25 protein-coding genes are annotated in these 23,118 nt (G+C 64.9%); 10 read left to right on the forward strand and 15 right to left on the reverse strand.

Annotated features, from left to right (window positions below; genetic code table 11):
* Window positions 1–78: 78 nt before the first annotated feature.
* The 3 genes from bfr to ACRQ5Q_RS34570 all read right to left on the reverse strand — a co-directional run bounded on the left by bfr (window position 79) and on the right by ACRQ5Q_RS34570 (window position 1,439).
* Window positions 79–567 (reverse strand): bacterioferritin, encoded by a 489-nt coding sequence (gene bfr, locus ACRQ5Q_RS34560; RefSeq protein ID WP_018641014.1) that lies wholly within the window; start codon window positions 565–567, stop codon window positions 79–81.
* Window positions 568–699: 132 nt separating this feature from the next.
* Window positions 700–972, reverse strand: a complete 273-nt coding sequence (locus ACRQ5Q_RS34565) for a (2Fe-2S)-binding protein (RefSeq protein ID WP_439394396.1) — start codon at window positions 970–972, stop codon at window positions 700–702.
* A 158-nt stretch (window positions 973–1,130) separates the two neighbouring features.
* Window positions 1,131–1,439, reverse strand: a complete 309-nt coding sequence (locus ACRQ5Q_RS34570; RefSeq protein WP_439370097.1) for a hypothetical protein — start codon at window positions 1,437–1,439, stop codon at window positions 1,131–1,133.
* Window positions 1,440–1,570: 131 nt separating this feature from the next.
* Here ACRQ5Q_RS34570 and ACRQ5Q_RS34575 point away from each other — a divergent pair, with 131 nt between their 5' ends.
* Window positions 1,571–1,891, forward strand: coding sequence for a hypothetical protein (locus ACRQ5Q_RS34575; protein ID WP_439370098.1), 321 nt, complete (start codon window positions 1,571–1,573; stop codon window positions 1,889–1,891).
* A 237-nt stretch (window positions 1,892–2,128) separates the two neighbouring features.
* Entirely contained in the window at window positions 2,129–2,410 is a 282-nt protein-coding gene (locus ACRQ5Q_RS34580; protein ID WP_439370099.1) for a hypothetical protein, read from the forward strand.
* 153 nt (window positions 2,411–2,563) lie between these two features.
* On the opposite strand, the gene ACRQ5Q_RS34585 is transcribed toward ACRQ5Q_RS34580, so the two are convergent.
* On the reverse strand, window positions 2,564–3,790 hold the full coding sequence (locus ACRQ5Q_RS34585) for a lytic murein transglycosylase (protein ID WP_439370100.1): 1,227 nt from the start codon (window positions 3,788–3,790) through the stop codon (window positions 2,564–2,566).
* Between the two features lie 7 nt (window positions 3,791–3,797).
* A complete protein-coding gene (gene ettA, locus ACRQ5Q_RS34590; protein ID WP_439370101.1) occupies window positions 3,798–5,447 on the reverse strand; it encodes an energy-dependent translational throttle protein EttA in 1,650 nt (549 codons plus the stop codon).
* Window positions 5,448–5,681: 234 nt separating this feature from the next.
* Between ettA and ACRQ5Q_RS34595 the strand changes: the two genes are divergently transcribed.
* From ACRQ5Q_RS34595 to ACRQ5Q_RS34605, 3 genes are all read left to right on the forward strand, one after another.
* Window positions 5,682–5,897, forward strand: coding sequence for a hypothetical protein (locus ACRQ5Q_RS34595; RefSeq protein WP_439394398.1), 216 nt, complete (start codon window positions 5,682–5,684; stop codon window positions 5,895–5,897).
* A gap of 134 nt (window positions 5,898–6,031) precedes the next feature.
* Complete coding sequence (locus ACRQ5Q_RS34600) at window positions 6,032–6,994, forward strand: D-2-hydroxyacid dehydrogenase family protein (protein ID WP_439394400.1); 963 nt, start codon at window positions 6,032–6,034, stop codon at window positions 6,992–6,994.
* Window positions 6,995–7,144: 150 nt separating this feature from the next.
* Window positions 7,145–8,093 (forward strand): IS630 family transposase gene (locus ACRQ5Q_RS34605; protein WP_439368321.1). Its coding sequence is split into 2 segments (ribosomal slippage): window positions 7,145–7,480 and window positions 7,482–8,093, totalling 948 coding nucleotides; the frame shifts between segments, so codons are not numbered across the junction.
* 6 nt (window positions 8,094–8,099) lie between these two features.
* On the opposite strand, the gene ACRQ5Q_RS34610 is transcribed toward ACRQ5Q_RS34605, so the two are convergent.
* On the reverse strand, window positions 8,100–9,296 hold the full coding sequence (locus ACRQ5Q_RS34610; RefSeq protein WP_439370104.1) for a L,D-transpeptidase family protein: 1,197 nt from the start codon (window positions 9,294–9,296) through the stop codon (window positions 8,100–8,102).
* 368 nt (window positions 9,297–9,664) lie between these two features.
* Between ACRQ5Q_RS34610 and ACRQ5Q_RS34615 the strand changes: the two genes are divergently transcribed.
* Window positions 9,665–10,423 (forward strand): hypothetical protein, encoded by a 759-nt coding sequence (locus ACRQ5Q_RS34615; protein WP_439394402.1) that lies wholly within the window; start codon window positions 9,665–9,667, stop codon window positions 10,421–10,423.
* A gap of 167 nt (window positions 10,424–10,590) precedes the next feature.
* Here the strand turns inward: ACRQ5Q_RS34615 and sseA are convergent, their stop codons facing one another.
* The 3 genes from sseA to ACRQ5Q_RS34630 form a co-directional block, all read right to left on the reverse strand.
* The gene (gene sseA, locus ACRQ5Q_RS34620) at window positions 10,591–11,442 is read right to left on the reverse strand and encodes a 3-mercaptopyruvate sulfurtransferase (protein WP_439394403.1); all 852 of its coding nucleotides are present in this window, start codon (window positions 11,440–11,442) and stop codon (window positions 10,591–10,593) included.
* A 136-nt stretch (window positions 11,443–11,578) separates the two neighbouring features.
* A complete protein-coding gene (locus tag ACRQ5Q_RS34625) occupies window positions 11,579–11,992 on the reverse strand; it encodes a rhodanese-like domain-containing protein (RefSeq protein ID WP_036013188.1) in 414 nt (137 codons plus the stop codon).
* Window positions 11,993–12,167: 175 nt separating this feature from the next.
* Window positions 12,168–13,343 (reverse strand): vWA domain-containing protein, encoded by a 1,176-nt coding sequence (locus ACRQ5Q_RS34630; RefSeq protein WP_439370107.1) that lies wholly within the window; start codon window positions 13,341–13,343, stop codon window positions 12,168–12,170.
* A 123-nt stretch (window positions 13,344–13,466) separates the two neighbouring features.
* Here ACRQ5Q_RS34630 and ACRQ5Q_RS34635 point away from each other — a divergent pair, with 123 nt between their 5' ends.
* Together ACRQ5Q_RS34635 and ACRQ5Q_RS34640 are read left to right on the forward strand one after the other, a co-directional pair.
* Window positions 13,467–13,712 (forward strand): GlsB/YeaQ/YmgE family stress response membrane protein, encoded by a 246-nt coding sequence (locus ACRQ5Q_RS34635; protein WP_439370108.1) that lies wholly within the window; start codon window positions 13,467–13,469, stop codon window positions 13,710–13,712.
* A gap of 95 nt (window positions 13,713–13,807) precedes the next feature.
* Window positions 13,808–14,650 (forward strand): AAA family ATPase, encoded by an 843-nt coding sequence (locus ACRQ5Q_RS34640; protein WP_080134205.1) that lies wholly within the window; start codon window positions 13,808–13,810, stop codon window positions 14,648–14,650.
* A gap of 1,004 nt (window positions 14,651–15,654) precedes the next feature.
* Here the strand turns inward: ACRQ5Q_RS34640 and ACRQ5Q_RS34645 are convergent.
* From ACRQ5Q_RS34645 to ACRQ5Q_RS34660, 4 genes are all read right to left on the reverse strand, one after another.
* Window positions 15,655–17,301: a GMC family oxidoreductase gene (locus tag ACRQ5Q_RS34645; protein ID WP_439394405.1), complete on the reverse strand. Its 1,647-nt coding sequence runs from the start codon at window positions 17,299–17,301 to the stop codon at window positions 15,655–15,657.
* A 126-nt stretch (window positions 17,302–17,427) separates the two neighbouring features.
* Window positions 17,428–18,021: a GNAT family N-acetyltransferase gene (locus ACRQ5Q_RS34650; RefSeq protein ID WP_439370110.1), complete on the reverse strand. Its 594-nt coding sequence runs from the start codon at window positions 18,019–18,021 to the stop codon at window positions 17,428–17,430.
* Window positions 18,022–18,138: 117 nt separating this feature from the next.
* Window positions 18,139–19,065: an SMP-30/gluconolactonase/LRE family protein gene (locus ACRQ5Q_RS34655; protein ID WP_439370111.1), complete on the reverse strand. Its 927-nt coding sequence runs from the start codon at window positions 19,063–19,065 to the stop codon at window positions 18,139–18,141.
* 133 nt (window positions 19,066–19,198) lie between these two features.
* Window positions 19,199–20,032, reverse strand: a complete 834-nt coding sequence (locus tag ACRQ5Q_RS34660) for a GyrI-like domain-containing protein (protein ID WP_439375676.1) — start codon at window positions 20,030–20,032, stop codon at window positions 19,199–19,201.
* A 181-nt stretch (window positions 20,033–20,213) separates the two neighbouring features.
* Here ACRQ5Q_RS34660 and ACRQ5Q_RS34665 point away from each other — a divergent pair, with 181 nt between their 5' ends.
* Window positions 20,214–21,317, forward strand: coding sequence for a mandelate racemase/muconate lactonizing enzyme family protein (locus ACRQ5Q_RS34665; RefSeq protein ID WP_439394407.1), 1,104 nt, complete (start codon window positions 20,214–20,216; stop codon window positions 21,315–21,317).
* Between the two features lie 9 nt (window positions 21,318–21,326).
* Here the strand turns inward: ACRQ5Q_RS34665 and ACRQ5Q_RS34670 are convergent, their stop codons facing one another.
* Window positions 21,327–21,680, reverse strand: a complete 354-nt coding sequence (locus ACRQ5Q_RS34670) for a hypothetical protein (protein WP_439394409.1) — start codon at window positions 21,678–21,680, stop codon at window positions 21,327–21,329.
* A 182-nt stretch (window positions 21,681–21,862) separates the two neighbouring features.
* Between ACRQ5Q_RS34670 and ACRQ5Q_RS34675 the strand changes: the two genes are divergently transcribed.
* Window positions 21,863–22,087, forward strand: coding sequence for a hypothetical protein (locus tag ACRQ5Q_RS34675; RefSeq protein ID WP_211406954.1), 225 nt, complete (start codon window positions 21,863–21,865; stop codon window positions 22,085–22,087).
* A gap of 281 nt (window positions 22,088–22,368) precedes the next feature.
* On the opposite strand, the gene ACRQ5Q_RS34680 is transcribed toward ACRQ5Q_RS34675, so the two are convergent.
* On the reverse strand, window positions 22,369–23,025 hold the full coding sequence (locus ACRQ5Q_RS34680) for a glutathione S-transferase family protein (RefSeq protein WP_439370114.1): 657 nt from the start codon (window positions 23,023–23,025) through the stop codon (window positions 22,369–22,371).
* Between the last annotated feature and the right edge of the window lie 93 nt (window positions 23,026–23,118).

The raw sequence follows: 23,118 nt of genomic DNA on the forward strand, positions 1-23,118 counted from the left end.
AGATGCGGTGTCGTCCCGGACAACCGCAGATGCCGACGACGCCGGGACAAACACCGACTATGCGACTGGCGTCGGAGGTTAATGCCCCTCGCCCTCGAGCCCGCCGACGTGCTTCTGGGTGTAGAGCTCGAGGCCGATGCGGCCGATCAGGTCGAGCTGGGTCTCGAGGAAGTCGATGTGATGCTCCTCGTCGCTCATCAGCTTCTCGAACAGGTCACGCGTCACGTAGTCCTTGACGCTGTGGCAATAGGTGGCCGCTTCCTGATAGAGCGCGCGCGCGCTCATCTCGGCGGCGAGATCGCACTCGATGATCTCCTTGACGTTCTGGCCGATGCGCAGGGGATCGAGCACCTGCATGTTCGGGAAGCCGTCGAAGAACAGGATGCGCGCGGTGAGCTTGTCGGCGTGCTCCATCTCCTCGATGGACTCCTTGCGCCAGACCTTGGCCATGTCGAGGAGGCCCCAATTGTCGAGGAAGCGGTAGTGCAGCCAGTACTGGTTGATCGCAGTCAGCTCGTGACGCAGTGCCTTGTTGAGATAGTCGATGACTTTTGCGTCGCCCTGCATGGTTCACTCCAGCTCTTGCATTCCAAAACGGCCCTAACCGTATTTAGAATGCTTCTAAGTCAGTTCAAAGACCAGCGCAACCGGCCACGGAGACGCCGCCGGGGAAAAGCTCAGTCGACAGTGCAGAAGATTTCAGCAGGCCGCGAGGGCGAATTCGGCGAGCTCGGCCGTCTCGTCATTGGCGGCCCCGGTGTAAGTATGCGGGCAGCCGGCACAGCACTTCTTGGCGCAGGGGCCAAGCGCTTCGTCGATGATCGTCTTGATGCTCCGCGCGCAGCGGCCGCATTCGGCGTTGCAGCCGAGGCATCCATAGACCTGCTTGGCATGGCGCACGGCGTCGTCCGACTCGGCGACGGCGGCGCGGATATCATCATCGCTCAATACGTTACAGGAACAAACGATCATGGAAGCGGCGGGCCCTTCGGTGATGCGCCATCATCGATATTTAACGGGCCCGCCGGATGCAAAGGGAAAAACCGGTATTTGAAGCTATTCCAAACTGGCCCGGAAACAGCCTAGAACGGCTCTAATGTAGGGTATTGCGGTGGATCAAGGTTGCACGCCTAGTCGCCGCCACCGCCTCCCCCACCGTCGCCGCCACCCCCGCAATCTCCACCACTGCTGCCGCTGTCGCCGCTCGAACAGCTGCCGCTGTCGGTCGCGCGGCCCGAACTGTCGCTGGAGAACCAGCTGCCCAGCGAGAAGCCGTCACTGGTCCCCGAATAGCTGTCGCCACCAGCTCCGCCATGACCGCCGGCCCCTGCGCGCGAGCGGCGCTGACCGCGATTTTGCAGATGGGTGATCCAGCCGTAACCGATGGCGAAGATCACCCCGGCCGCAATCAATGCATTGATCATCGCGTTGCCCATCATCGTCTCCTGACGGAGCTGTAGTCCATATCAATTGGTCGCCCCCGGCAAAGGTGCCGTTCATTGATCATTCAAGCGAAGTATGGAACTCTGGTCCCAAACAGTTCCCCCGTGCTTGTGCAAAGGTTCCATTGATGAAGAAGTCGCTCCTGGCAGTCGCTGCCCTCGCCACATTGGCCCTGACTGCCGGAACCCCGGCCCATGCCCAGCGTGGCGTCGCTGCCGGCGTGGCGGCCGGGATCATCGGCGGCGCCATCGTCGGCGGCGCGCTGGCCTCTCCGTATTATTACGGGTCAGGGCCGGGCTATTATGAACCAGGCTACTACGCGCCGCGCTACTATGCGCCGGGCCCCGGCTATGTCGCCGACGACTATTACGGCGGCTGCGTCTGGCAGAAGCAGCGCTTCTGGGACGGCTATGCCTGGCGCGCCCGCCGCGTCCGGGTTTGCGGCTGAGACCCTTGAGCCGGCTCCTTTGCAGCCCTTGCCTGAACCGGTTCACTACGGGTATGCCGTTCATCCTGGGGCCTGAAAAAGACCGCTTTTTCTCGTCACAGCTCCGTGTGCGTTTACCATGGATTGACCATTTGCGCGCTTCCTAGCCCAACGGCCAATTCCATCAGAGTGTGCGTGAACCTTTGAACCCCGGGCGCCTCTAACTAGAGGAACCCATCTCCCAGGAGAGCCAAGAGCATGAAGAAGACTTTCGTTGCCGCCCTCACGGTTGCGACGGTTGCCGGTTCGCTGGTGACCGCCACTCCGCCCGCCAAAGCGGGTGACGGCGTCGGCGCCGGCATCGCAGCCGGCCTGATCGGCGGCGCCATCGTCGGCGGCGCCATCGCGTCGAGCCGCCCCGCCTATGGCGGTCCCGTTTACGTCGCCGAGCCGCCGCCGCCCGCGCCCTGCTACTGGCGTCGTGAGCGCTATTGGGACGGCTACGGCTGGGTCAGCCGCCCGGTTCGCGTCTGCTACTGATCTGATCGCCTGATTGATTGCCCTGGCGCATACGCGCCGCGATCAAGAAGCCCGGCCGAGAGCATCGACCGGGCTTTTTTCTTGGGTCACCCGCTAAAGCATGATCCGGAAAAGTGCGAAGCGGTTTTCCGGAAAGATCATGCTCATCGCGCTTTAGCGCGCCGCCTGGATCGAGCGCAGCACCTCTTCGCTCGGCCAGCAATCGACCTTCAGTCCCGCCGACTTCTGATAGGCGCCGAGCGCGGCACGGGTCTGCATGCCGGCCTTGCCGTCGATCTTGTCCTTGTAGAGCCCGACGCGGGTGAGCCCGCGCTGCATGGTCTCGACATCCTTGGTGCGCAATTGCTTCGAGGCCGACCAGGGCGTTGCAAACGGCAGCGGGCTCGTCATGCGGTCGCTGAGATGGCCGACGAACAGCACGTAGAGGTCGGAGAAGTTGTATTCCTTGATGACGAAGTAGTTCTTCGTCGTGAGGAACGACGGACCATAGACTCCTTCCGGTTGCAGCAGCGAGGCCGGCTGCGCCTGCTCGGCAGCGCTCAGCTTCTGCCCGCGCACCGGCACAAAGCCTTCGCGTAGCCACTGGCCGATCGGCTTCGTCACCTCCGGCACACCGGTGGTGCAATCGACTGTCGCTGGCGCCTGCACCTCGTAGGCCCAGCGCACGCCGCTCTGCCAGCCCTTGTTGACGAGCTGCTGCGCGGCCGAGGCCAGCGCGTCCGGCACCGAATGCCAGATGTCGATGCGGCCGTCGCGGTCGAAATCGACGCCGTGCTTGTAATATTCGGACGGCAGGAATTGCGTGAGCCCGGTCGCGCCCGCCCAGGACGAACGCATGTCCTTGCGCGTCACCACGCCTGCGCCGAGGATCTTCAGGGCCAGGATGAACTCGTTGCGATAGGTATCCTTGCGCCGGCCGACATAGGCCTGCGTCGCCAGCACGCGAACCAGATCATAGGGCAGCGTGTAGCGGCCGTAATCAGTCTCTCGCCCCCAGATCGCCAGCATGACGGTCGCGGGCACGCCGGAGCTTTTCTCGATCTCGTTCAGCGCTGGACGATATTTTTGCAAGAGCCGCTGGCCCTCGCCGGCCAGCCGCGCGATCGATGCTTCCTTGACGTAGTCCGCCGGCACCTGCACGAACTCGGCCTGCGACGGCGCGCCGGTCGCGGGCCGTCCCGGCAGGATCAGGTCAGGCAGCTTGTAGTCGGGCTCGAGCCCGCGCGTCTGCTCGTCGAACGTCGCGCGCGAGACGCCGGCGGCCTGCGCCTCCGGCCAGAGCGAGGCGATGAACTGCGTGAAGGCCGCGTCGGCGGCGCGGGCGGACGACCAGCCGCAGGTGATCACGATCACCGCAGCGATGAGCGCCCGCCACATCATGCCGAAATCACCGCGTCAGCTTCTTGTACTTCACGCGGTGCGGAATGATGCTGTCCTGACCGAGCCGGCGCATCTTGTCCTTCTCATAGTCCTGGAAGTTGCCCTCGAACCATTCGACATGGCTGTCGCCCTCGAAGGCCAGGATGTGGGTCGCGATACGGTCGAGGAACCAGCGATCGTGGCTGATGATGACGGCGCAGCCGGCAAAATCCTCCAGCGCCTCTTCCAGCGCGCGCAGCGTGTCGACGTCGAGGTCGTTGGTCGGCTCGTCGAGCAGCAGGACGTTGGCGCCGGACTTCAGCATCTTGGCCAGGTGAACGCGGTTGCGTTCACCGCCCGAGAGCGCGCCGACCTTCTTCTGCTGGTCGGCGCCCTTGAAGTTGAACGACGAGCAATAGCCGCGCGAGTTCACTTCCTTCTTGCCGAGCAGGATCAGCTCGTTGCCGCCGGATATCTCCTCCCAGACGGTCTTCTTGCCGTCGAGCGCGTCCCGCGACTGGTCGACATAGCCGAGATGCACGGTCTCGCCGATCGTGATCGTGCCCTTGTCCGGCTGTTCCTGCTTCGTGATCATCTTGAACAGCGTGGTCTTGCCGGCGCCGTTGGCACCGATCACGCCGACGATGCCGCCGGGAGGCAGCTTGAAGGTGAGATCGTCGATCAGGAGGCGATCGCCATAACCTTTGCTGAGACCTTCGAAGTCGACCACGTTGGCGCCGAGCCGCTCCGCGACCGGGATGATGATCTGCGCGGTCTGGGTCTGCTTCTCGCTGGCCTGCTTGAGCAGTTCCTCATAGCGCTGGTAGCGGGCCTTCGACTTGGCCTGGCGCGCCTTGGGCGAGGACGCAACCCACTCCTGCTCGCGGGCGAGCGTCTTCTGGTGCGCGGCGTCCTCGCGGCCTTCCTGCTCGAGCCGCTTCTGCTTCTGCACCAGCCAGGACGAGTAATTGCCCTCGTAGGGGATGCCGCGGCCGCGATCGAGTTCGAGGATCCACCCCGTGACGTTGTCGAGGAAGTAGCGATCGTGGGTGACGATCAGGATCGCGCCAGGATAGTTGCGCAGGTGGCCTTCCAGCCACGACACCGACTCGGCGTCGAGATGGTTGGTCGGCTCGTCCAGCAGCAGCAGTTCGGGCTGGTCGAGCAGCAGCCGGCACAGCGCGACGCGGCGGCGTTCACCGCCCGAGAGTTTTGTGACGTCGGCATCGTCGGGCGGACAGCGCAGCGCGTCCATGGCCTGGTCGACCTTGCTGTCGAGATCCCAGAGGCCCTGGGCCTCGATCTCATCCTGCAGCTTGGTCATCTCGTCGGCGGTCTCGTCCGAATAGTTGACGGCGAGTTCGTTGTAGCGGTCGAGGATCGCCTTCTGTTTGGCGACGCCCTGCATGACGTTCTCGCGGACCGTGAGCTTGGGATCGAGCTGCGGCTCCTGCTCGAGATAGCCGACGCGGGCGCCCTCGGCGACCCAGGCCTCGCCGGTATATTCCTTGTCGAGCCCCGCCATGATCTTGAGCAGCGTCGACTTGCCGGAGCCGTTGACGCCGAGCACGCCGATCTTGGCGTCCGGGTAGAAGCTCAGATGGATGTTATCGAGCACCTTCCGGGTCGGGTAGCTCTTGGTCAGGCCCTGCATGAAATAGATGAACTGGCGCGCCATCGGTCCCGTGAAACCTTCGATTTGAGGAAATTTGCTTGCCGCCGATGTAACGATCCCGCCCGCAAAGGGCAACGTTTTCCCTCCGTTCACCACGGATGAATACGGGATGGACACCATCCCGAGGTAGATCCGGACAATTGAAACCATTTTTTAATAAAGCAGGCCAAAGCTCGGTTTCGCGCGGAAACAGCGCCGCCCGCTCAGAACGAACGGGGAGCACAGCGAGGCCGCATCATGGCTCTGACCGAGACCCATTCCCATCCCGTTCCGGCAGAAGCCGGCCACGTCTCCGGCTTCGTCGCGGAGATCAAGGCCTTCTGGAAGCGCTTCTTCACCACCGCCTTCAACCCCTACCGGCCCGAACTGCACTACATGCGCGGCCGCGGCCCCGCCTGGCGCGCCAAGCACGGCCTCGATGCGCCGATCCGGCTGAGGCCCCGCGACCTCTGAGCGAGGCCCCCCTATCGGATTTTTGAAGACGCAGGCTGCTTGCGCACGAGGCTGATTGCGCGCAACCATGGACCGGTGTCCCGACAACGGCGCCCTCGCCCAGCGCCGTCACCTCTCGCCATGGATGAATGCTGATGAGCCGGCTGCGCTGCGCGATTCTCGACGACTATTTCAACCTTGCCCTCGACGTCGCCGACTGGCCGAAATTGTCCGACCGCATCGACGTCACCGTGTTCAACCATCCCTTCGCCTCGGAGCAGGCCGCGGCGAGCGCGCTGGCCGATTTCGAAATCATCTGCGCAATGCGCGAGCGGACGGCGTTCCCCAAGAGCCAGTTCGACAGCCTGCCGAAGCTGAAGCTGCTGCTGACGTCGGGCATGCGCAACGCCTCGATCGACATGGAGGCGGCAAAGGCGAAGGGCGTTGCGATTGGCGGCACGCAATATTCGCGCGATCCGACGGCGCCGCTGACCATGGGCCTGATCCTGGAGCTGACCCGCGGCATCGGCCGGGAGAACGCGCGCATGCATGTGGGCGAACCCTGGCAGACCTTTGCCGGCGTCGAGATCGAGGGACTGACGCTTGGCATCGTCGGGCTCGGCAAGCTCGGCAGCAAGATGGCGGGCATTGCCAAGGCGTTCGGCATGAACGTGATCGCCTGGAGCCCGAACCTGACGCCGGAGAAGTGCGCGGCGGCCGGCGTCGGCTACGCCACCAAGGAGGAGTTGTTCGCCAAGGCCGACATCGTCACAATCCACGTCGTGCTGAGCGATCGCTCGCGTGGCCTGGTGAGCCGCGCCGACCTCGCGCGGATGAAGCCGACGGCCTTCCTCGTCAACACCGCGCGCGGGCCGATCGTGGACGAGCAGGCACTGCTGGAGACCTTGCAGCAGCGCAAGATCGCCGGCGCCGGCATCGACGTGTTCTCGGTCGAGCCGCTGCCCGTCGATCATCCCTTCCGTAAGCTCGACAACCTCGTGCTGACGCCGCATCTCGGCTACGCGACCAAGGACGGCTTGCGCATCCATTACGGCCAGATGGTCGAGGCGATCGACGCCTTCACCAAGGGCAGCGAACTGCCGCGCAAGCTGGCCTGAAAAAAAGGGCGTGCCGACGGCACGCCCTGTTGCAATCTGAATACTCGCGGAAGCGATTAGAGCGGTTCACGGATTTATTGAATCGGAAGGGATTCCGGGTCTGGGACGAATATGATTCAAGATGCTGGCTGGGCTGGAGGCCAGCATCCGATGGTCCGACCAATTTCCAACGATTTGCGTAAGCGTGCGGTATCCGCTGTTGCCAAAGGTGAGAGCTGCCGATCTGTGGCGGAACGGTTTGGCGTTGCTGTCTCGTCAGTTGTGAAGTGGTCACAGCGTTATCGAACGACCGGCTCGGTAGCGCCTGGCAAGATGGGTGGTCACCGCAAGCCTGTGCTTGATCCGCACCGCGCCTTCATCGTCGAGCGGATCACTCAGACGCCGCACCTGACGCTGCATGGTCTGAAGGCGGAACTGGCAGCCCGTGGGGTCAAGGTCTCACACAATGCGGTCTGGCTGTTCCTGCGCCGGGAAGGGCTGCGGTTCAAAAAAAACACTGTTCGCCCTCGAACAGGCTCGCGCCGACGTCTCTCGTAGGCGCTTGCGTTGGCGAGCCTGGCAGGCCGGGCTCGATCCGGGCCGGCTCGTCTTCATCGATGAGACCTGGATCAAGACCAACATGGCCCCTTTGCGAGGCTGGGGACCCAAAGGGGCGCGCCTGCGCGGCTTCGCTCCGCACGGTCACTGGCGTACCCTCACATTCCTCGGCGCGCTCCGCCATGACCAACTCACGGCACCCTGCGTCTTCGATGGCCCGATCAACGGTGAATGCTTCCGTGGTTACGTAAAGCACATTCTCCTGCCAACCCTGCGTGAAGGCGACATCGTCATTCTCGACAATCTCGGAAGCCATAAGTCGAAAGCCGTCAGGCAAATGATCAAGGCTGCTGGCGCCAGACTCTGGTACCTGCCGCCATACTCGCCCGACCTCAACCCAATCGAACAGGCCTTCTCCAAGATCAAACACTGGATGCGGCAAGCTCAGAAGCGCTCAATCGAGGAGACTTGGCGCCATATCGGTCACCTCGTCCAAGACATCCAGCCTCGCGAATGCGCCAACTACTTCGCCAGCGCCGGTTATGCTTCAATCAAAATGTGAAACGCTCTAGCGCACGGTGACCGGCGCGGGCAGCGGCGGCACGACCGTCGGCTGCGTGCCGGGGACCGGGCCGGCCTGGGCCGACATCGGGGCCGGCGCGGGCGCTGCAGACGCGGTCGCCGTTCCCGGCGCCGGACCGCCCGGCAACACCACCACGCGGGTGCCGACCTTGACGCGATCGAACAGGTCCGAGACGTCCTCGTTCAGCATGCCGATACAGCCCGAGGAGACGAACTTGCCGATCGTCGAGGGCTGGTTGGTACCGTGGATGCGGTAGACGGTCGAGCCGAGATACATCGCGCGGGCACCGAGCGGATTGCCGGGGCCGCCGGCCATGAAGCGCGGCAGATAGGGCTGGCGCTCGATCATCTCGGTCGGCGGATGCCAATCCGGCCACTCCGCCTTGCGGGTGATCTTCTGCACGCCGGTCCAGGTGAAGCCGTCGCGGCCGACGCGGACGCCGTAGCGGATCGCGCGGCCATTGCCGAGCACGTAATAGAGGTAGGTATTGGGGGTATCGACCACGAGCGTGCCGGCCGGCTCCTTGGTCTGGAACGAGACCTCCTGGCGGCGCAAGTTCGGCGGCAGCTGCACCGGCGCAGCATCGGGCTGCTCCTCGGGCGGCAGCGAGGCCAGTGTCATCGGCCGGCCGTCGGCGCCGACGGGCGGCTGGGCGGCCTGGACCGTTCCGGTCGCGGCGGGACCACCAACGGCTTCCGGCGGACGCAAGCCGTCATTGGCAGGCGCCTGGGCCGGGCGGTCGGCATAGATCACCGGCGGCGGGCCGGCTGGGCGGCCATAGCGGGGATCGTCGGGCGACATCACGGGGCCCTGCGGCGGAGCCGACGAATAGACCGGCGGAGCGCCGGCCGGACGGCCGTAGCGCGGATCATCCGGCGACATCACCGGCCCCTGCGGCGGGGCGGCGGAATAGACCGGCGGGCCGGCTGGGCGGCCGTAGCGCGGGTCGTTGGGCGAGGTGATCGGACCGCCCGGGCCGGGCGGCGGCAGCGAGGCCTGCGGAATCGCGTCGTCTTCGTCGTCCAGCGCGTCGAAATTCGGCATGCGGTCGCCGGGGCGATATTCGGCCGGCGGGCCATAGCCCGGCACCTGCTGGACCGGATAGCTTTGAGCCTGCACGAGCGAGGTTCCCGCCGCAGCGACTGTTGCGGCAGCGCATATCGTCAGAAAATGTTTGATCATCATCGCTCTTGTATAGCCCCGGGGCCCCATCAGGACCGTTAACGGCCAGATGACCGAAGATAGCGGCACATTCAAGACATATCAGGCCGATTTGCGCCCGATCTGCCGATTTGTGATCCGCAAGACGACCGTTGCCCCGTTACATCAGGGGGCGGAAATCCACTTATGTCCGAGACGCCGCAGTTTCCGGCCCCGTTTTTTACGGAACGCCTCTGAATCGTTGCGGTATGTTCGAATCAGCCTGATTCGCCACCGCCTTGAGCTCCGATCCCCGCGTGGCGAACGCGGCAAGCAGTACCGTCACCGCGTTCAGATGGCTCTTGGGTCCCGGTCGCCACCCGCCGGGGCGGAAATTCGTAACCCGTCCGATGCTTCCCGGCTTTCGCTTCCTGCTTGCCGCGATCGTTCTGTCAACCTCCATCCTGGTGTTCGGCCTAGGGGCTGCCGCGCTGCTGCGGGCGACCCATGAGCAATATGTCAACAACCCGTCCTGGCGGAACGGCCCGCAGGAGCAAGTGTTCGCGCAAGCCTCCGAGCCCGCCCAGCCGGTGCTCGCGGCCTTGCGCGCGGAGCCGGCCGAGCCCGCGCCGACGCTGCGCGACCAGGTGCCGACCATCGGACTGCCGATCCAGGAGCCCGAACGGACGGCCGCGGTGGCCAGCGAGGCCGATGCCGCGCCGCAGGTCGCCGCGCCCGCAGCTGACACCCCGGCCACCGAGCCGTCCAAGGCCGAGACCACGGCGGAAGCCGCCCCCGCCGCAACAGACACGCTCACTGCCGCCGATGCCGCGGCGTCGATTCCCGAGACGGAACCCGCCGCAACCGCCAGCGTGCCGACACCGGCTGATCCCGGTGCCGCTCCGGCCTCCCCGGCACTCGACACCGCGCCGGCCAAACTGGCCGCATTGGACGATCCCGCCACCACAGCCGCGAAGGATCCACCGGCGAAGCGCAAGGCCGATGCGAAGGCCGGCGCCGGCAAGCCGGAGAGCAAGGCGACCAAGCCCAAGCCGAAGAAGCGGCACCGCGTGGAGCGGCGTCCTCCACCTCAGCAGTTGAGGCAGCAGTTCGATCCATTCGGCCAACAGCAGGTATTTGCGACGACGCCGGCCACGAGGGCGCGCTGATCTTCACCTCTCGGATCGCCGCTGGCGATGCGAAGCATCGTCCGGCGCGATCCGGGTGACGGGGGTACAGCCCCCTCCCCCAACCCTCTCAGCGCGAGCGAAGCGCGTCGCGTCCCCGCAAGAACGGGGCGAGGGAGCGCACCTTCAACCGGCCATAGCGAAGTGGCCTACGCCGGCCCGGTCGCGATCGGCGGGCCGCCGGCCTGGCCCCATTCCGACCAGGAGCCGTCGTAGAGCGCGGTGCCGGTAATCCCGAGCCGATACAGCGCGAGCGTGAGCACGCCCGCGGACACACCGGAGCCGCAGCTCGTCACGATCGGCGCATCAAGCTTGACGCCGGCGCCGGTGAAGGCGGCGCGGAGCTCTTCGAGCGGCTTCATCTCGCCGGACGCGGCATCGAACAGCAGATTGTAGGGCACGTTGCGGGCGCCGGGGATGTGGCCGGAACGGATGCCGGGCCGCGGCTCGGGCGCGCGGCCCTCGAAACGATCGGCGGCGCGCGCGTCGATCACCTGCTCGGCACGGCTTTCGACATTGGCGATCAACTGCTGCATGCTGCGCACGCGCTTCGGATCGTAGCTCGCTTTGAAGGTTTGCGGCTTCGGCTTCACCTCGCCGCTCTCGACGGCGCGCCCCTCGGCACGCCACTTCTTCAAGCCGCCATTGAGGATGCGCACATTGGCGTGGCCATAGGACAGGAACATCCACCACGCGCGAGGAGCGGCGACCCAGCCGCCGGCATCGTAGAGCACGACGGTGTCGGCGTCGGAGATGCCGAGATTGCCGACGTCGCGGCCGAACTGCTCGGCGCTCGGAAACATGTGTGGCAGCGGGTTGGAATGATCCGACACCGCATCGACGTCGAAGAACACGGCGCCGGGAAGATGAGCGGTGAGGTAGTCGTCCTTCGGCAGCGGCAGCACGCCCGGCAGCTTGAAGCTGGCGTCGAGGATCTTGACGTTGGCGTCGCCCATGTGGGCGGCGAGCCATTCGGTGGAGACGAGGGGGTCGGTGGTCATCGATGCTTCCTTGTGGTCATTCCGGGGCGCCCGGAGGGCGAGCCCGGAATCCATCGTGCGGCTGAGTTGGTGGATGAATGGATTCCGGGTTCGCGCTTCGCGCGCCCCGGAATGACAAGTGGGGAGAGCGGGGCCCTCATCCCTTCTTCTTCGGCTCCCACTTCTCCGTCGGACCACCGGCGTCACGCCAGGCGGCGTAGCCGCCGGCGATGTGGGCGACGGGCTTTAAGCCCATATCCTGCGCGGTCTTGGCGGCGAGCGCGGAGCGCAGGCCGCCGGCGCAGTGGAACACGAACTTCTTGTCCTCCTGGAAGATCGGCTTGGCGTACGGGCTCTGCGGATCGATCCAGAATTCCAGCATGCCGCGGGTGCAGGCGAAGGCTCCCGGGATGCGGCCGTCGCGCTCGATCTCGCGGGGATCGCGAATGTCGACGATGACGACATCGCCGTTCCTGGAGATCTCGATGGCATCCTTCGCGGTGAGCGTCTCGATCTCCGCATTGGCCTCGTCGATCAACGCCTTGATGCCGCGGGTGATGGTCTGGGGCATATGGTTCTCCCTCTTGTTACGTCGTCGCCCCCCGGGCGATGCGAAGCATCGTCCGAGCGCGGCGGGTGAGGGCTCTCTCCTCTTGAGGAGCCTCGCTGGTGGAGAGACCCTCTCCCCAGCCCTCCCCCGCAAGCGGCGCAGTCCCGTCGCCGATGGAGCCGGACTCAATCATGCATCAGTGCGTCAATTCCTTCATCGCACTTTCGAGACCTTCGATCGTGATCGGGTACATGCGGTTGGCAAAAATGCGTTTGATGATGGTGGTCGATTCCGAATAGTCCCAGTGCTTCTGCTGCACCGGGTTCAGCCACACCGCATGCGGATAGGTGCGGATGATGCGGTCGAGCCAGACCGAGCCGGGCTCCTCGTTGACGTGCTCGACCGAGCCGCCGGGCACCATGATCTCGTAAGGCGACATCGAGGCGTCGCCGACGAACACGACCTTGTAGTCGTGCGGATATTTATGCAGCACGTCCCAGGTCGGCGTGCGGTCGGTGAAGCGGCGCTTGTTCTGCTTCCACACGCCTTCATAGAGGCAGTTGTGGAAGTAGAAATACTCCATGTGCTTGAACTCGCTCTTCGCCGCCGAGAACAGCTCCTCGACCTGCTCGATATGCGCGTCCATGGAGCCGCCGATGTCGAAGAACACCAGCAGCTTCACCGCATTGCGCCGCTCGGGGCGCATGTGCACGTCGAGATAGCCGTGATTGGCGGTCTCGCGGATGGTGGTGTCGAGATCGAGCTCGTCGGGCGCGCCGGTGCGCGCGAACTTGCGCAGGCGCCGCAGCGCCACCTTGATGTTGCGGATGCCGAGCTCGACATTGCCGTCGAGATCCTTGAACTCGCGCTTGTCCCACACCTTCACGGCGCGGTTGTTGCGGTTCTTCTCCTGGCCGATGCGCACGCCTTCGGGATTGTAGCCGTGGGCGCCGAACGGCGAGGTGCCCGCCGTGCCGATCCATTTCGAACCGCCCTGGTGGCGGCCCTTCTGCTCCTCGAGGCGCTTCTTCAGGGTCTCCATGAGCTTGTCCCAGCCCATGGCCTCGATCTGCTTCTTCTCTTCCTCGGTGAGATACTTTTCGGCGAGCTTCTTCAGCCACTCCTCGGGGATCTCCGCCTTCTCCATCGCGTCGAGCAGGCTTTCCAGCCCCTTGAACACCGTGCCGAAGACGCGGTCGAACTTGTCGAGATTGCGCTCGTCCTTCACCAGCGAGGCGCGCGACAGATAGTAGAAGTTCTCGACCGTGTAGTCCGCAAGGTCGGCGTCGAGCGCCTCCATCAGCGTGAGGTATTCGCGCAGCGTCACGGGGACCTGCGCGTCGCGCAGAGAGGTGAAGAATTGCAGGAACATGGGTGACAGATTGCCCGTCGGGGGGCGGACGTCAAGGGGCGCAGGTCGTCCTTGGGCGCTGGACCGGGAGGCATTTTGCTCTAGAATTGACCGCCTCAAGGGGTTGTTTTGGGGACGTTTGCAATGGGAATTCTCGCGGCGCTCATCATCGGCGCGATCGCCGGCTGGCTTGCCGGCAAGATTGTCCACGGGGCGGGATTTGGGCTGGTCGGCAACATCGTCGTCGGCATCATCGGCGCGCTGGTGGCGAGCTGGGTGCTGCCCCAGCTGCACATCGGGCTGGCCACCGGCACGGTCGGCGCCATCGTTGACGCCACGATCGGCGCGGTGATTGTGCTGGTGATCCTTTCGCTGATAAAACGGGTTTGAAAGCCTGACCGAACCAGGAACGGCCGCCGCGAGCGGCCGTTCGCTTGTCGTGACCAAGGCAACAGCCTCGCGACGACGACCAACAAGGACGTGCGATGAAATTTACCGGCACCAAGGACTATGTTGCGACCGACGATCTCAAGGTCGCCGTCAATGCCTCGATCGTGCTCGAGCGCCCGCTCCTGGTGAAGGGCGAGCCCGGTACCGGCAAGACGGTGCTGGCGGAGGAAGTGGCGAAGGCGCTGAACGCGCCCCTTTTGACCTGGCACATCAAGTCCACCACCAAGGCGCAGCAGGGCCTCTACGAATACGACGCGGTGTCGCGCCTGCGCGACAGCCAGCTCGGCGACGCGCGCGTGTCCGACATCAGGAACTACATCAAGCGCGGCAAGCTGTGGGAGGCGTTCACCGCCGAGCAGCGCCCGGTGCTGCTGATCGACGAGATCGACAAGGCCGACATCGAATTCCCGAACGACCTGCTGCTCGAGCTCGACCGCATGGAATTCCATGTCTACGAGACCGGCGAGACGATCAAGGCGAAGCAGCGCCCGATCATGATGATCACCTCCAATAACGAGAAGGAGCTGCCTGACGCTTTTCTCCGCCGCTGCTTCTTCCACTACATCAAGTTTCCCGACGCCGACACGATGGGCCGCATCGTCGACGTCCACTTCCCCGGCATCAAGAAGCGCCTCGTCGAGGAAGCCTTGCGCATCTTCTTCGAGGTGCGCGAGGTGCCCGGCCTGAAGAAGAAGCCCTCGACCTCCGAACTGCTCGACTGGCTCAAGCTGCTGCTCAACGAGGACATGAGCGTCGAGCAGCTGCGCGAACGCGACCCGCGAAAACTGATCCCGCCGCTGCACGGCGCGCTGCTCAAGAACGAGCAGGACGTGCATCTGTTCGAGCGGCTGGCGTTCTTGAGCCGACGGGAAGTGTAGGCTCACTGCTGCTCCCGTCATCCTGAGGTGCGAGGCATGGGACGCAAGGTGCCCCATGGGCGAGCCTCGAAGGATGAATGGCCGAGACGCAGCCGGGCCGTCGGCCCTTCGAGGGCCGCTGAAGAAGCGGCCGCCTCAGGATGACGGAGATGGATTGGGGCGCGCTCTCTCCACACCGTCATTGCGAGCGCAGCGAAGCAATCCGGAGTCTTTCCGCCGAGGGATTCTGGATTGCTTCGCTGCGCTCGCAACGACGGAGCAAGGGGCAATGGCGTCGTTCTCCGACTGACAATTCAAATTGCAGACACACGCTCGCATCCTCGCGGCTCATCTCGCCCGAGCTTTGCTTCATTCCATCGCCCCAAAAAAGATAGAGGGCGCAGGGAAGGCCGGGTGCCGACTGGCACCCGCGGTCTGCTGCGCGAATGAGGCGCAGAGAAACCGCACAGCAGCATACAGGTGTAGCCAATCACTCGGCCTTCCCTGCGCAGTGGTCGGACGGCTTATGCCGCGCTCTCCCGGGAGCCGAGTTCGTTCTGGCCTCCCTCGCCCCTGCGAATTGACGATGCCGTCTACCCGGTTGGGCTCGCGCACATCTCCGCGAGAGGCTTGACCGTAGCAACGACGGCCAGGACCACACGGTTTTGCCGTACGCGTTCAGCGCCGTTCGTCCGCACGCGGTTCCGGGCTCACAGGGACTACCCGCCCTGCCCACACCCTCTCGTGCCGACGCTGCCGCGTCCACCGCAACCCGGCCCGCGTTTCGAACGACTCGCGAATCGCCCCTCTTCGTCGGGCCGGGCTGTTGCGACTTATGCCGCAATTCCGAATTTCGGTAAAGTGGAATATTTTTAATGGCAGGGGTTGACGGGCGGCGACACAGCAAAGCTCGTAGGTGGGTTAGCGTCAGCGTAATCCACCTCCTTCGTTTCGGCATCGGCAGAAGTGGTGGGTTACGGCAGCGGACTGCGCTTCGCGTAACCCACCCAACGCAGTTGCGCTGCTCACGCCACCGCCGCATCCGGGATGCGCGCGGCTTCCATCGGCTGCTTGCCGCGGATGAGGTCCGAAGCGCGGTCGGCGATCATCATCGTTGACGCATTCAAATTCGCCGAGATCATGCGCGGCATCACCGACGCGTCGATGACGCGCAAGCCCTCCAGGCCGTGGACGCGGAGCTGGTCGTCGACGACGGCCCAGGTCGAGTCCGCGGGGCCCATGCGGCAGGTGCAGCCGGGGTGGAACGTGGTGGTGCCGCGCTCGGTGGCGGCTGCTAAGAATTCGTCGTCGGTGTTGACGTTGGGGCCGGGGAAATCCTCGTAGGCGTAATAGGGCGACAGCGGCGCCGACTTCAAAAGCCGCCGCGCGAGCTTCATGCCGCCGACGATGACGCGGCGGTCGAGCTCGGCAGCGAGATAATTGGTCTGGATGATCGGCGGCGCGAAGGGATCGGAGGAGCGGATGCGGACATAGCCGCGGCTCTCCGGGCGCTGCTGCCAGGAGGCCACGGTCATGCCGGGTTCGTCCTCGAGCTGGCCCTGCACGCCTTCCTTGTAACTCGCGGGCGTGAAGGTCAGCTGGAGATCGGAACTCTCGGCGCTCTCGCCGGAGTGCCAGAAGCAATAGACCATGGTCGGCGACAGCGACAGCAGGCCGCGGCGCGCGGTGGCCCATTTCATCGCCTCGACCCAGAGCCGCCAGCCGCGGCGGAGCTCGTTGATGGTCTTGATGTCCTTGACCCGCGCCACCGTGCGCGGGGCGTAATGGTCCTGCAGGCCCTCGCCGACCGGCAGCGCGTGACGCACCGTAATGCCGTTCTGCTGCAAGAGATCCGGCGAGCCGATGCCGGAGAGCTGCAACAGCTGCGGCGAATTATAGCTGCCGCCGGAGAGGATCACTTCCTTGTTGGCGCGCACTTCCACGGACTGGCCGCCTCGGCCGCCCTTGCTGTAGCGCACGCCGACGGCGCGCTTGCCTTCAAAAATGATCTCGGTTGCGTGCGCATGGGTGTGCACATGCACGTTCGGCCGCTTCATCGCCGGCTTGAGGAATGCGGTAGCGCCGGAGACGCGCAAGCCGTTGTTGATGGTGCGCTGGCAATAGGAGACGCCTTCCTGGGTCTTGCCGTTGTAATCGGGGTTGCGGGGGATGCCGAGCGAGACCGCGCCTTCCATGAAGGCCTCGCAGAGCGGATCGCGCCAGTTCATGGTGGTGACGATGAGGTTGCCGTCGCGCCCGCGATAAGTGTCCTCGCCTTCGCCGATCCGCTTCTCCAGCCGGCGGAAGTAGGGCAGCACGTCGGCATAGCCCCAGCCGCGATTGCCCATCTGCGCCCAGGTGTCGAAGTCCATGCGCTGGCCGCGGTTGTAGATGTGGCCGTTGATCGAGGACGAGCCGCCGAGCGTCTTGCCGCGCGGCGCGTAGATGCTGCGGCCGCCGGTGTAGGGGCCCGGCTCCTGCTGGTAGGCCCAGTTGATGCTCTTCATGTGGAAGGTCTTGATGAAACCCGCCGGCAGATGAATGTAGGGGTGCCAGTCGCTCGGCCCCGCCTCGAGCACGCAGACGCTGATATCAGGGTCTTCGCTCAGCCGGCTGGTGAGCACGCAACCGGCGGAGCCCGCGCCGACGATCACATAATCAAATCTATCCATGGTCCCTGCGCCTCTAAAGCGAAATGAGTCATGATTGAAGCGGCGCCAGAAGCAGGCGCTCTTCACCTCTCCCGGAGGGAGAGGTGATCGAGCGCGCGGCCAATTCGGTGCACATCATATTAGATATTAGCGCGGCTTGTCGTTGAGTTGAAATTCCAGATGCGCCTGCACCGTCGGCCATTCGGCGGCGGTGATGCTGTAGACGACAGTGTCGCGCAGCGTGCCGTTCGGCGCGATCTGGTGGCTGCGCAGGATGCCATCCTGCTTGGCGCCGAGACGCTCGATGGCGCGGCGGCTCTGGTGGTTGAAGAAATGCGTGCGGAACTCGACCGCGATGCAGTTCAGCGTCTCGAAGGCGTGCCGAAGCAGGAGCAGCTTGCACTGCGTGTTGAGCGGACCGCGCTGCGCGCTCTTGCCGTACCAGGTCGAGCCGATCTCGACGCGGCGGTTGGTGGCATCGATGTTCATGTAGGTGGTCATGCCGACGATGTTGCCGCCGGCGTCGAACACGGTGAAGGGCAGCATCGAGCCGGCGGCCTGCAAGCCGAGGCGGCGGTCGATCTCCTTGCCCATGTTCTCCGGCAGCGGGATCGCGGTGTACCAGAGCTTTGACAGATCGCCGTCCTTGACGGCCTCGACCAGCCCCCCGCGATGCTGATGCGACAGCGGCTCGAGACGGGCGTGCTGTCCACGCAGGGTGATGGGATCAGGCCAGGGCATTGAAATCTCTCTCCGTTGTCATTGCGAGGAGCGAAGCGACGAAGCAATCCAGACTGCCTCTGCGGACGCATTCCTGGATTGCTTCGCTTCGCTCGCAATGACGGTAACTAGCACCGTTCATTTGTTTAGGAAATTGAGAGGCAAACCGCCGCGCGGCCAGTCCATGGCGATCAGCTCGCCCTTGCCCGACAGCGTGATGTAGGCGGTCTTCAGCCCGGGGCCGCCGAAGGCGATGTTGGTGGTGACGCGGTCGCCGGTCGGGACCTGCTCGACCAGCGTGCCGTCGGGCGCAATCACCGAAATGCAGCCGGAGACGAGGGTGGCGACGCAGACATTGCCGTTCGCTTCGACCGCGAGCGAGTCGAACATCTGGTAGCCGCCGAGGCCGCAGATCGGCTTGCCCCGCTCACCGCGATAGATCGCCTCGCGCGGTTTCAGCGTGCCGGGCGCGGAGAGCTCGTAGGCCCACAGCCGGCCGGTCGGCGTCTCCGCGATATAGACGGTGCTCTCGTCCGGCGACAATCCGATACCGTTGGCCGGCAGCACGCCGTGCACGATCTCGACGATCTCGGACATGCCGGGCTTGAGGTAATACATGCCGCCGACATCCATCTCGCGCGCGCGGCGCTTGCCGAGATCGGAGAACCAGAGGCCGCCCTGCCGGTCGAACACGAGATCGTTCGGCCCGCGCAGATCGTGCTCGCCGCATTTGGTCACGACGGTCTCGACCCTGCCGGATTGCAGGTCGACGCGCTGGATCGAGCCGCCGAGATAGTCCCCCGGCTGCGGGCCGGGCATGATCATCTTGCCGGTCGGAATCCAGGAGAAGCCGCCATTGTTACAGATGTAGATCTTGCCGTCGGGGCCAAGCGCCGCGCCGTTCGGGCCGCCCGGGACCTTGGCAACGATCTCCTTGCGGCCGTCGGGGTAGACGCGGGTCAGGCGCTGGCCGCGGATCTCCACCAGCACCACCGAGCCGTCCGGCATCACGACCGGCCCTTCGGGAAATTCGAGGTCGGTGGCGAGAACGCGGACGTTGGACATGTGGGACCCTCCCGGCTGCTTGTTATGGCTTGCACGGGATGTCCGGCACGGGCCCCACACGCAAGATTTGCCTGCGGTTATGACAAAGTCACCAGGGCTTGCCAAGCAAGCGGGACGGTATGCCAGCCTTGCGCTACTCTTTCACTGGTATCCAAATCTCGAAGCCGCCATTGCCGGTGACAGGATCGAATTTCTCGTCGTAGCGCTCGAAATTCGGCGCGTCGGCGGCCTTCAGACCCGAGGCCGGCAGCCATTGATTCCAGATCGTATTCACGGTGCGGCGGATCGAGGCGACGTGCTCGGTGTGGGTGAACACCGCATAGCGCTGCTCGGGGATGCGGATGCGACCGAAGCGGCGCGGCAGGTCGGAGAAGTCGGCGACCTCGACGCCGGCGATGTAGTCGAAATTGCCGGCATCATCGCCGTTGCAGCAGACGCCATAGGCGACATTGCCGACGCGCGCCGGAATATCGGCGACCTCCTGATGGAAGCGGTGCCACAGGCCCGGGATCATGGCGCCGCTGTCGCAGGAGATGCGCTCGGTGGGGCCGGCGACGAGGAACGCTTTCGCGGTCGCAAAACGCCGGGCTTCGAGATGGTCGAGCATGGTGGAGTCCATGAGGATCGGCGCCTGAAGTTTGAGGTGGCTGACGCATGTCGCGGTCCGCACCGCTTCGGGCGTGGTGCCGAAGTGCTCGCGGAACGCGCGGGTGAATGCCTCGTGCGAGCCGTAATCCGCCTCCAGCGCGATGCTGAGGATGTCGGGTGCGCCATTCGCAAGGCTGCGCGCCGCCTCGCTCAGCCGCCGCGCGCGCACGTAGCGCATCGCCGACAGGCCGGTGGCCGCGGCAAACGCACGCACCAGGTGGAACCGCGACACGCCTGATACCGCAGCGATGTCGTCAAGCGTCATCGGCTCGGCCAGGTGGCTCTCGATGTACCAGAGCGCGCGCTGGGCTGGATTCATGACGGTCGGACCTCGTTCGCGAAGCAAAGACCATGATGCGCCGAAGCCCGCCGGCTTCGCTTGATCGGCGTTGCGGTCCTTATCGAGGATAACGCCGGAACAGCCGCTGGCAACGTGCGGGCGTTCGTGTCTACATTCGCATTCGGAGAACCGCTCACGAGAAAGCAGGAGGAACCGCGCCATGAAGATCACCGATGTGCGGGCGCACCATATCCGTGTTCCCTATGACGCCGGTGTCGCGAGCTTCCGCCAGGGCGCCTCCGCCATCACCGCCCTCGACATGGTGATCGTCGAGGTCACGACCGATGCCGGGCTGACCGGCTGGGGCGATGCCTTCGCCTATGTCTGCCCGCGCACCACGCGCAGCGCCGTCGAGGAGATGATCGCGCCGCAGGCCGTCGGCCTGGAGGTTCCTGATGCGGCTGGCATTCCCGCGGCGATGGAGCAGATCCAGCGCAACCTGCATCTGTTCGGCCGCTACGGCATCACCATGTTCGCGATCTCCGGCCTCGATATCGCCTTGTGGGACCTCGCAGCCAAGATCAAGGGTGTGCCGCTGCACCGCCTGCTCGGTGAGATCAGGCGCCCCGCCATTCCCGCCTATGCCAGCCTGCTGCGGATCGGCTCGCCCCACAACATCGCCGGCGAATGCCGGAAGGCGCTCGCGCTCGGCCACGGCGCGATCAAGCTGCATGAGACCACGACGCCGGCGGTGTTCGCCGCGCGCGAGGCGATCGGCCCCGCCATTCCGCTGATGGTCGACATGAACTGCCCGCTGTCGGGCGAACAGGCGATCGCATTCGCGAAAGCCTGCCGCGACGCCCGGCCGATGTTCCTGGAGGAGCCGGTCTGGCCGCCGGAGGATTTTGCCACGCTGGCCGAGGTCCGCAGCAAGGGCGGGCTCGGCATCGCCGCCGGCGAGAATGCCTGCACAGAATATCAATTCCGCCAGATGATGGAGGCGGGCGCGGTCAGCCACGCCCAGCCGTCGGTGATCAAGGTCGGCGGCATCACGGAATTTTTGAAGATCGCGGCGCTGGCCGATCGGCTCGGCGTCAAGATCGTTCCGCATTCCCCGTATTTCGGCCCCGGCCTGCTGGCGACGCTGCACCTGCTCGCGACACGCGAGGACGGGCTGGTCGAGATGTTCTACCTCAAGCGCGAAGCCTGCCTGTGGGGCGGCCGCGCCGATGTCGATGCCACTGGCCATGTCGCGGTGCCCTCGGGACTCGGGCTCGGCTATGAGCCCGATCGCGGTGTGATGGAGCGCTATCGGGTGGCGTGACCGCCACGCTTATTTCGCCGCGTCCTTCGGCGGCACGTCCTGCTTCTTCTTCAGGTCTTCGGCGGTCTTCGCCTGCGCAGCCTGGAGATCGCCGATCGTTTTCTGCAGGCCGGCGAGGCTGGTCTTCAGCGCGTCGATCTGGCGACCCGCCGCATCCAGCTTCTGCTGGTGGTCGAGGTTGAGCTTGGTGATCGTCTTCTGGAGGAAGTCGATATTGCTCTGCAGACAGCCGGTGCGGCGCTCCATGGTCTTCTCGACGGTGCAGATCTCGATGCCGGGCACGTCCTGCGCGCGGAGCGGCGCAACCGCCAGCGTCGCGAGCAGCAACATCGGGAAAAAGATGCCGGCGCTTCGAAGCGGCATGCGGGGTTCCTCGCCAAATGATCACAGCAATGTGCGCCGATTGCGCGCAGCGGCCGAAGGCTACCACACTCGTACCGCATTCTCGCGTTGAGCTTGGCTTGTTCCCTGGGACAGGGAGCATTGGACCGCGCGCGGAGGAAGGGGGCGCTCTTTCGCGGCTTTGATTAGGGGAGATTTTTACAATGGCAACGCGCGATAGACGTCTGGCGGAATTTGACGGCGCCGGCGAACCGCCACCCGGCCTGCCTGTCGAAGTGCTGTGCGAGGATCACAGCGGAACGTACCAACTCCCGTTCGCCTGCCGCTATGTCGGAGGACGCTGGCAGAACCACGAGGCCGGCATCGCGGTCGAGGCGACGGTCATTGGGTGGCGCCTGCCGCGGGTGAAGCACTCCGGCGTCGCCTGACTGCGGCTTGTGTTCCAAAATGCGACGGGGCCGCGCTCCGCCTTAACCAACGGAACGCGGCTCGAACGAATCACGTCCGAATCAGCGGACCGGCCCCGTACGCAGCTGTTCACGGCTAGATGTCGCCACCGGCCCGCGGGGCCACACAATATCTGCGCACGATGAGGGGCCGCCTCGTCGCGGGACGGGCGCCAAAAGTTAACGGCTTCAATGACATGGCTGCCGGGGGGCGGCGCCGCAAGGCCGCGCTCCCAAAACAGGCAGGGCGACGCCGCCCCTGCCTAATATTCGACCTCGAGCTCCTCGATCTCGGCCGGCTCCTCCTTCGCTGCCGCGATCCATTCCTTCATCTCGGGCATGGCCATGATGGTATCGGCATAGGCCCTGAGGCGCGGCTCGAGCTTGACGTCATAGGTGACGAAGCGCGTCACCACTGGCGCGTACATCGCATCCGCCATGGTGCGCCGCGCGCCGAACAGGAACGGGCCGCCCGACTTCTCCAGACAGTCGCGCCAGATGAACCAGACGCGGTCGATGTCGGCCTGCGCGCGCGACCAGATCTTGAAGCCGGGGAAGTGCCCCTTCAGGTTGACCGGCAGCGAGGCGCGCAGCGTGGTGAAGCCGGAATGGATTTCACCGCAAATCGAGCGGCAATGGGCGCGCTGAAGACGATCATCCGGCAACAACCCGGCATCGGGCATGACCTCGTTGAGATATTCGGCGATCGCCAGCGTATCCCAGACCACCGCGCCCTCGTGCCGCAGGCACGGCACCAGGATCGACGACGAGAGCAGCAGGATCTCCGCGCGCGCCGACGCATCGTCCGGCGCGGTCACAACTTCCTCGAAGTCGAGCCCGGAAAATTTCGTCAGCAGCCAGCCACGCAGCGACCAGGACGAGTAGTTCTTGCTGCTGATGGTCAGTGTCGCTTTCGCCATATGGCCCCTTCCCTCACGCCTTTGACCCGCACCCCGCTCGGCCGCGGACTGCTCATTCGCTGAGCTTCCCGGTGTCCTCACTCCACTTCCGGA

It is taken from the genome of Bradyrhizobium sp. PMVTL-01 (assembly GCF_051861855.1).
Classification (GTDB): Bacteria; Pseudomonadota; Alphaproteobacteria; order Rhizobiales; family Xanthobacteraceae; genus Bradyrhizobium.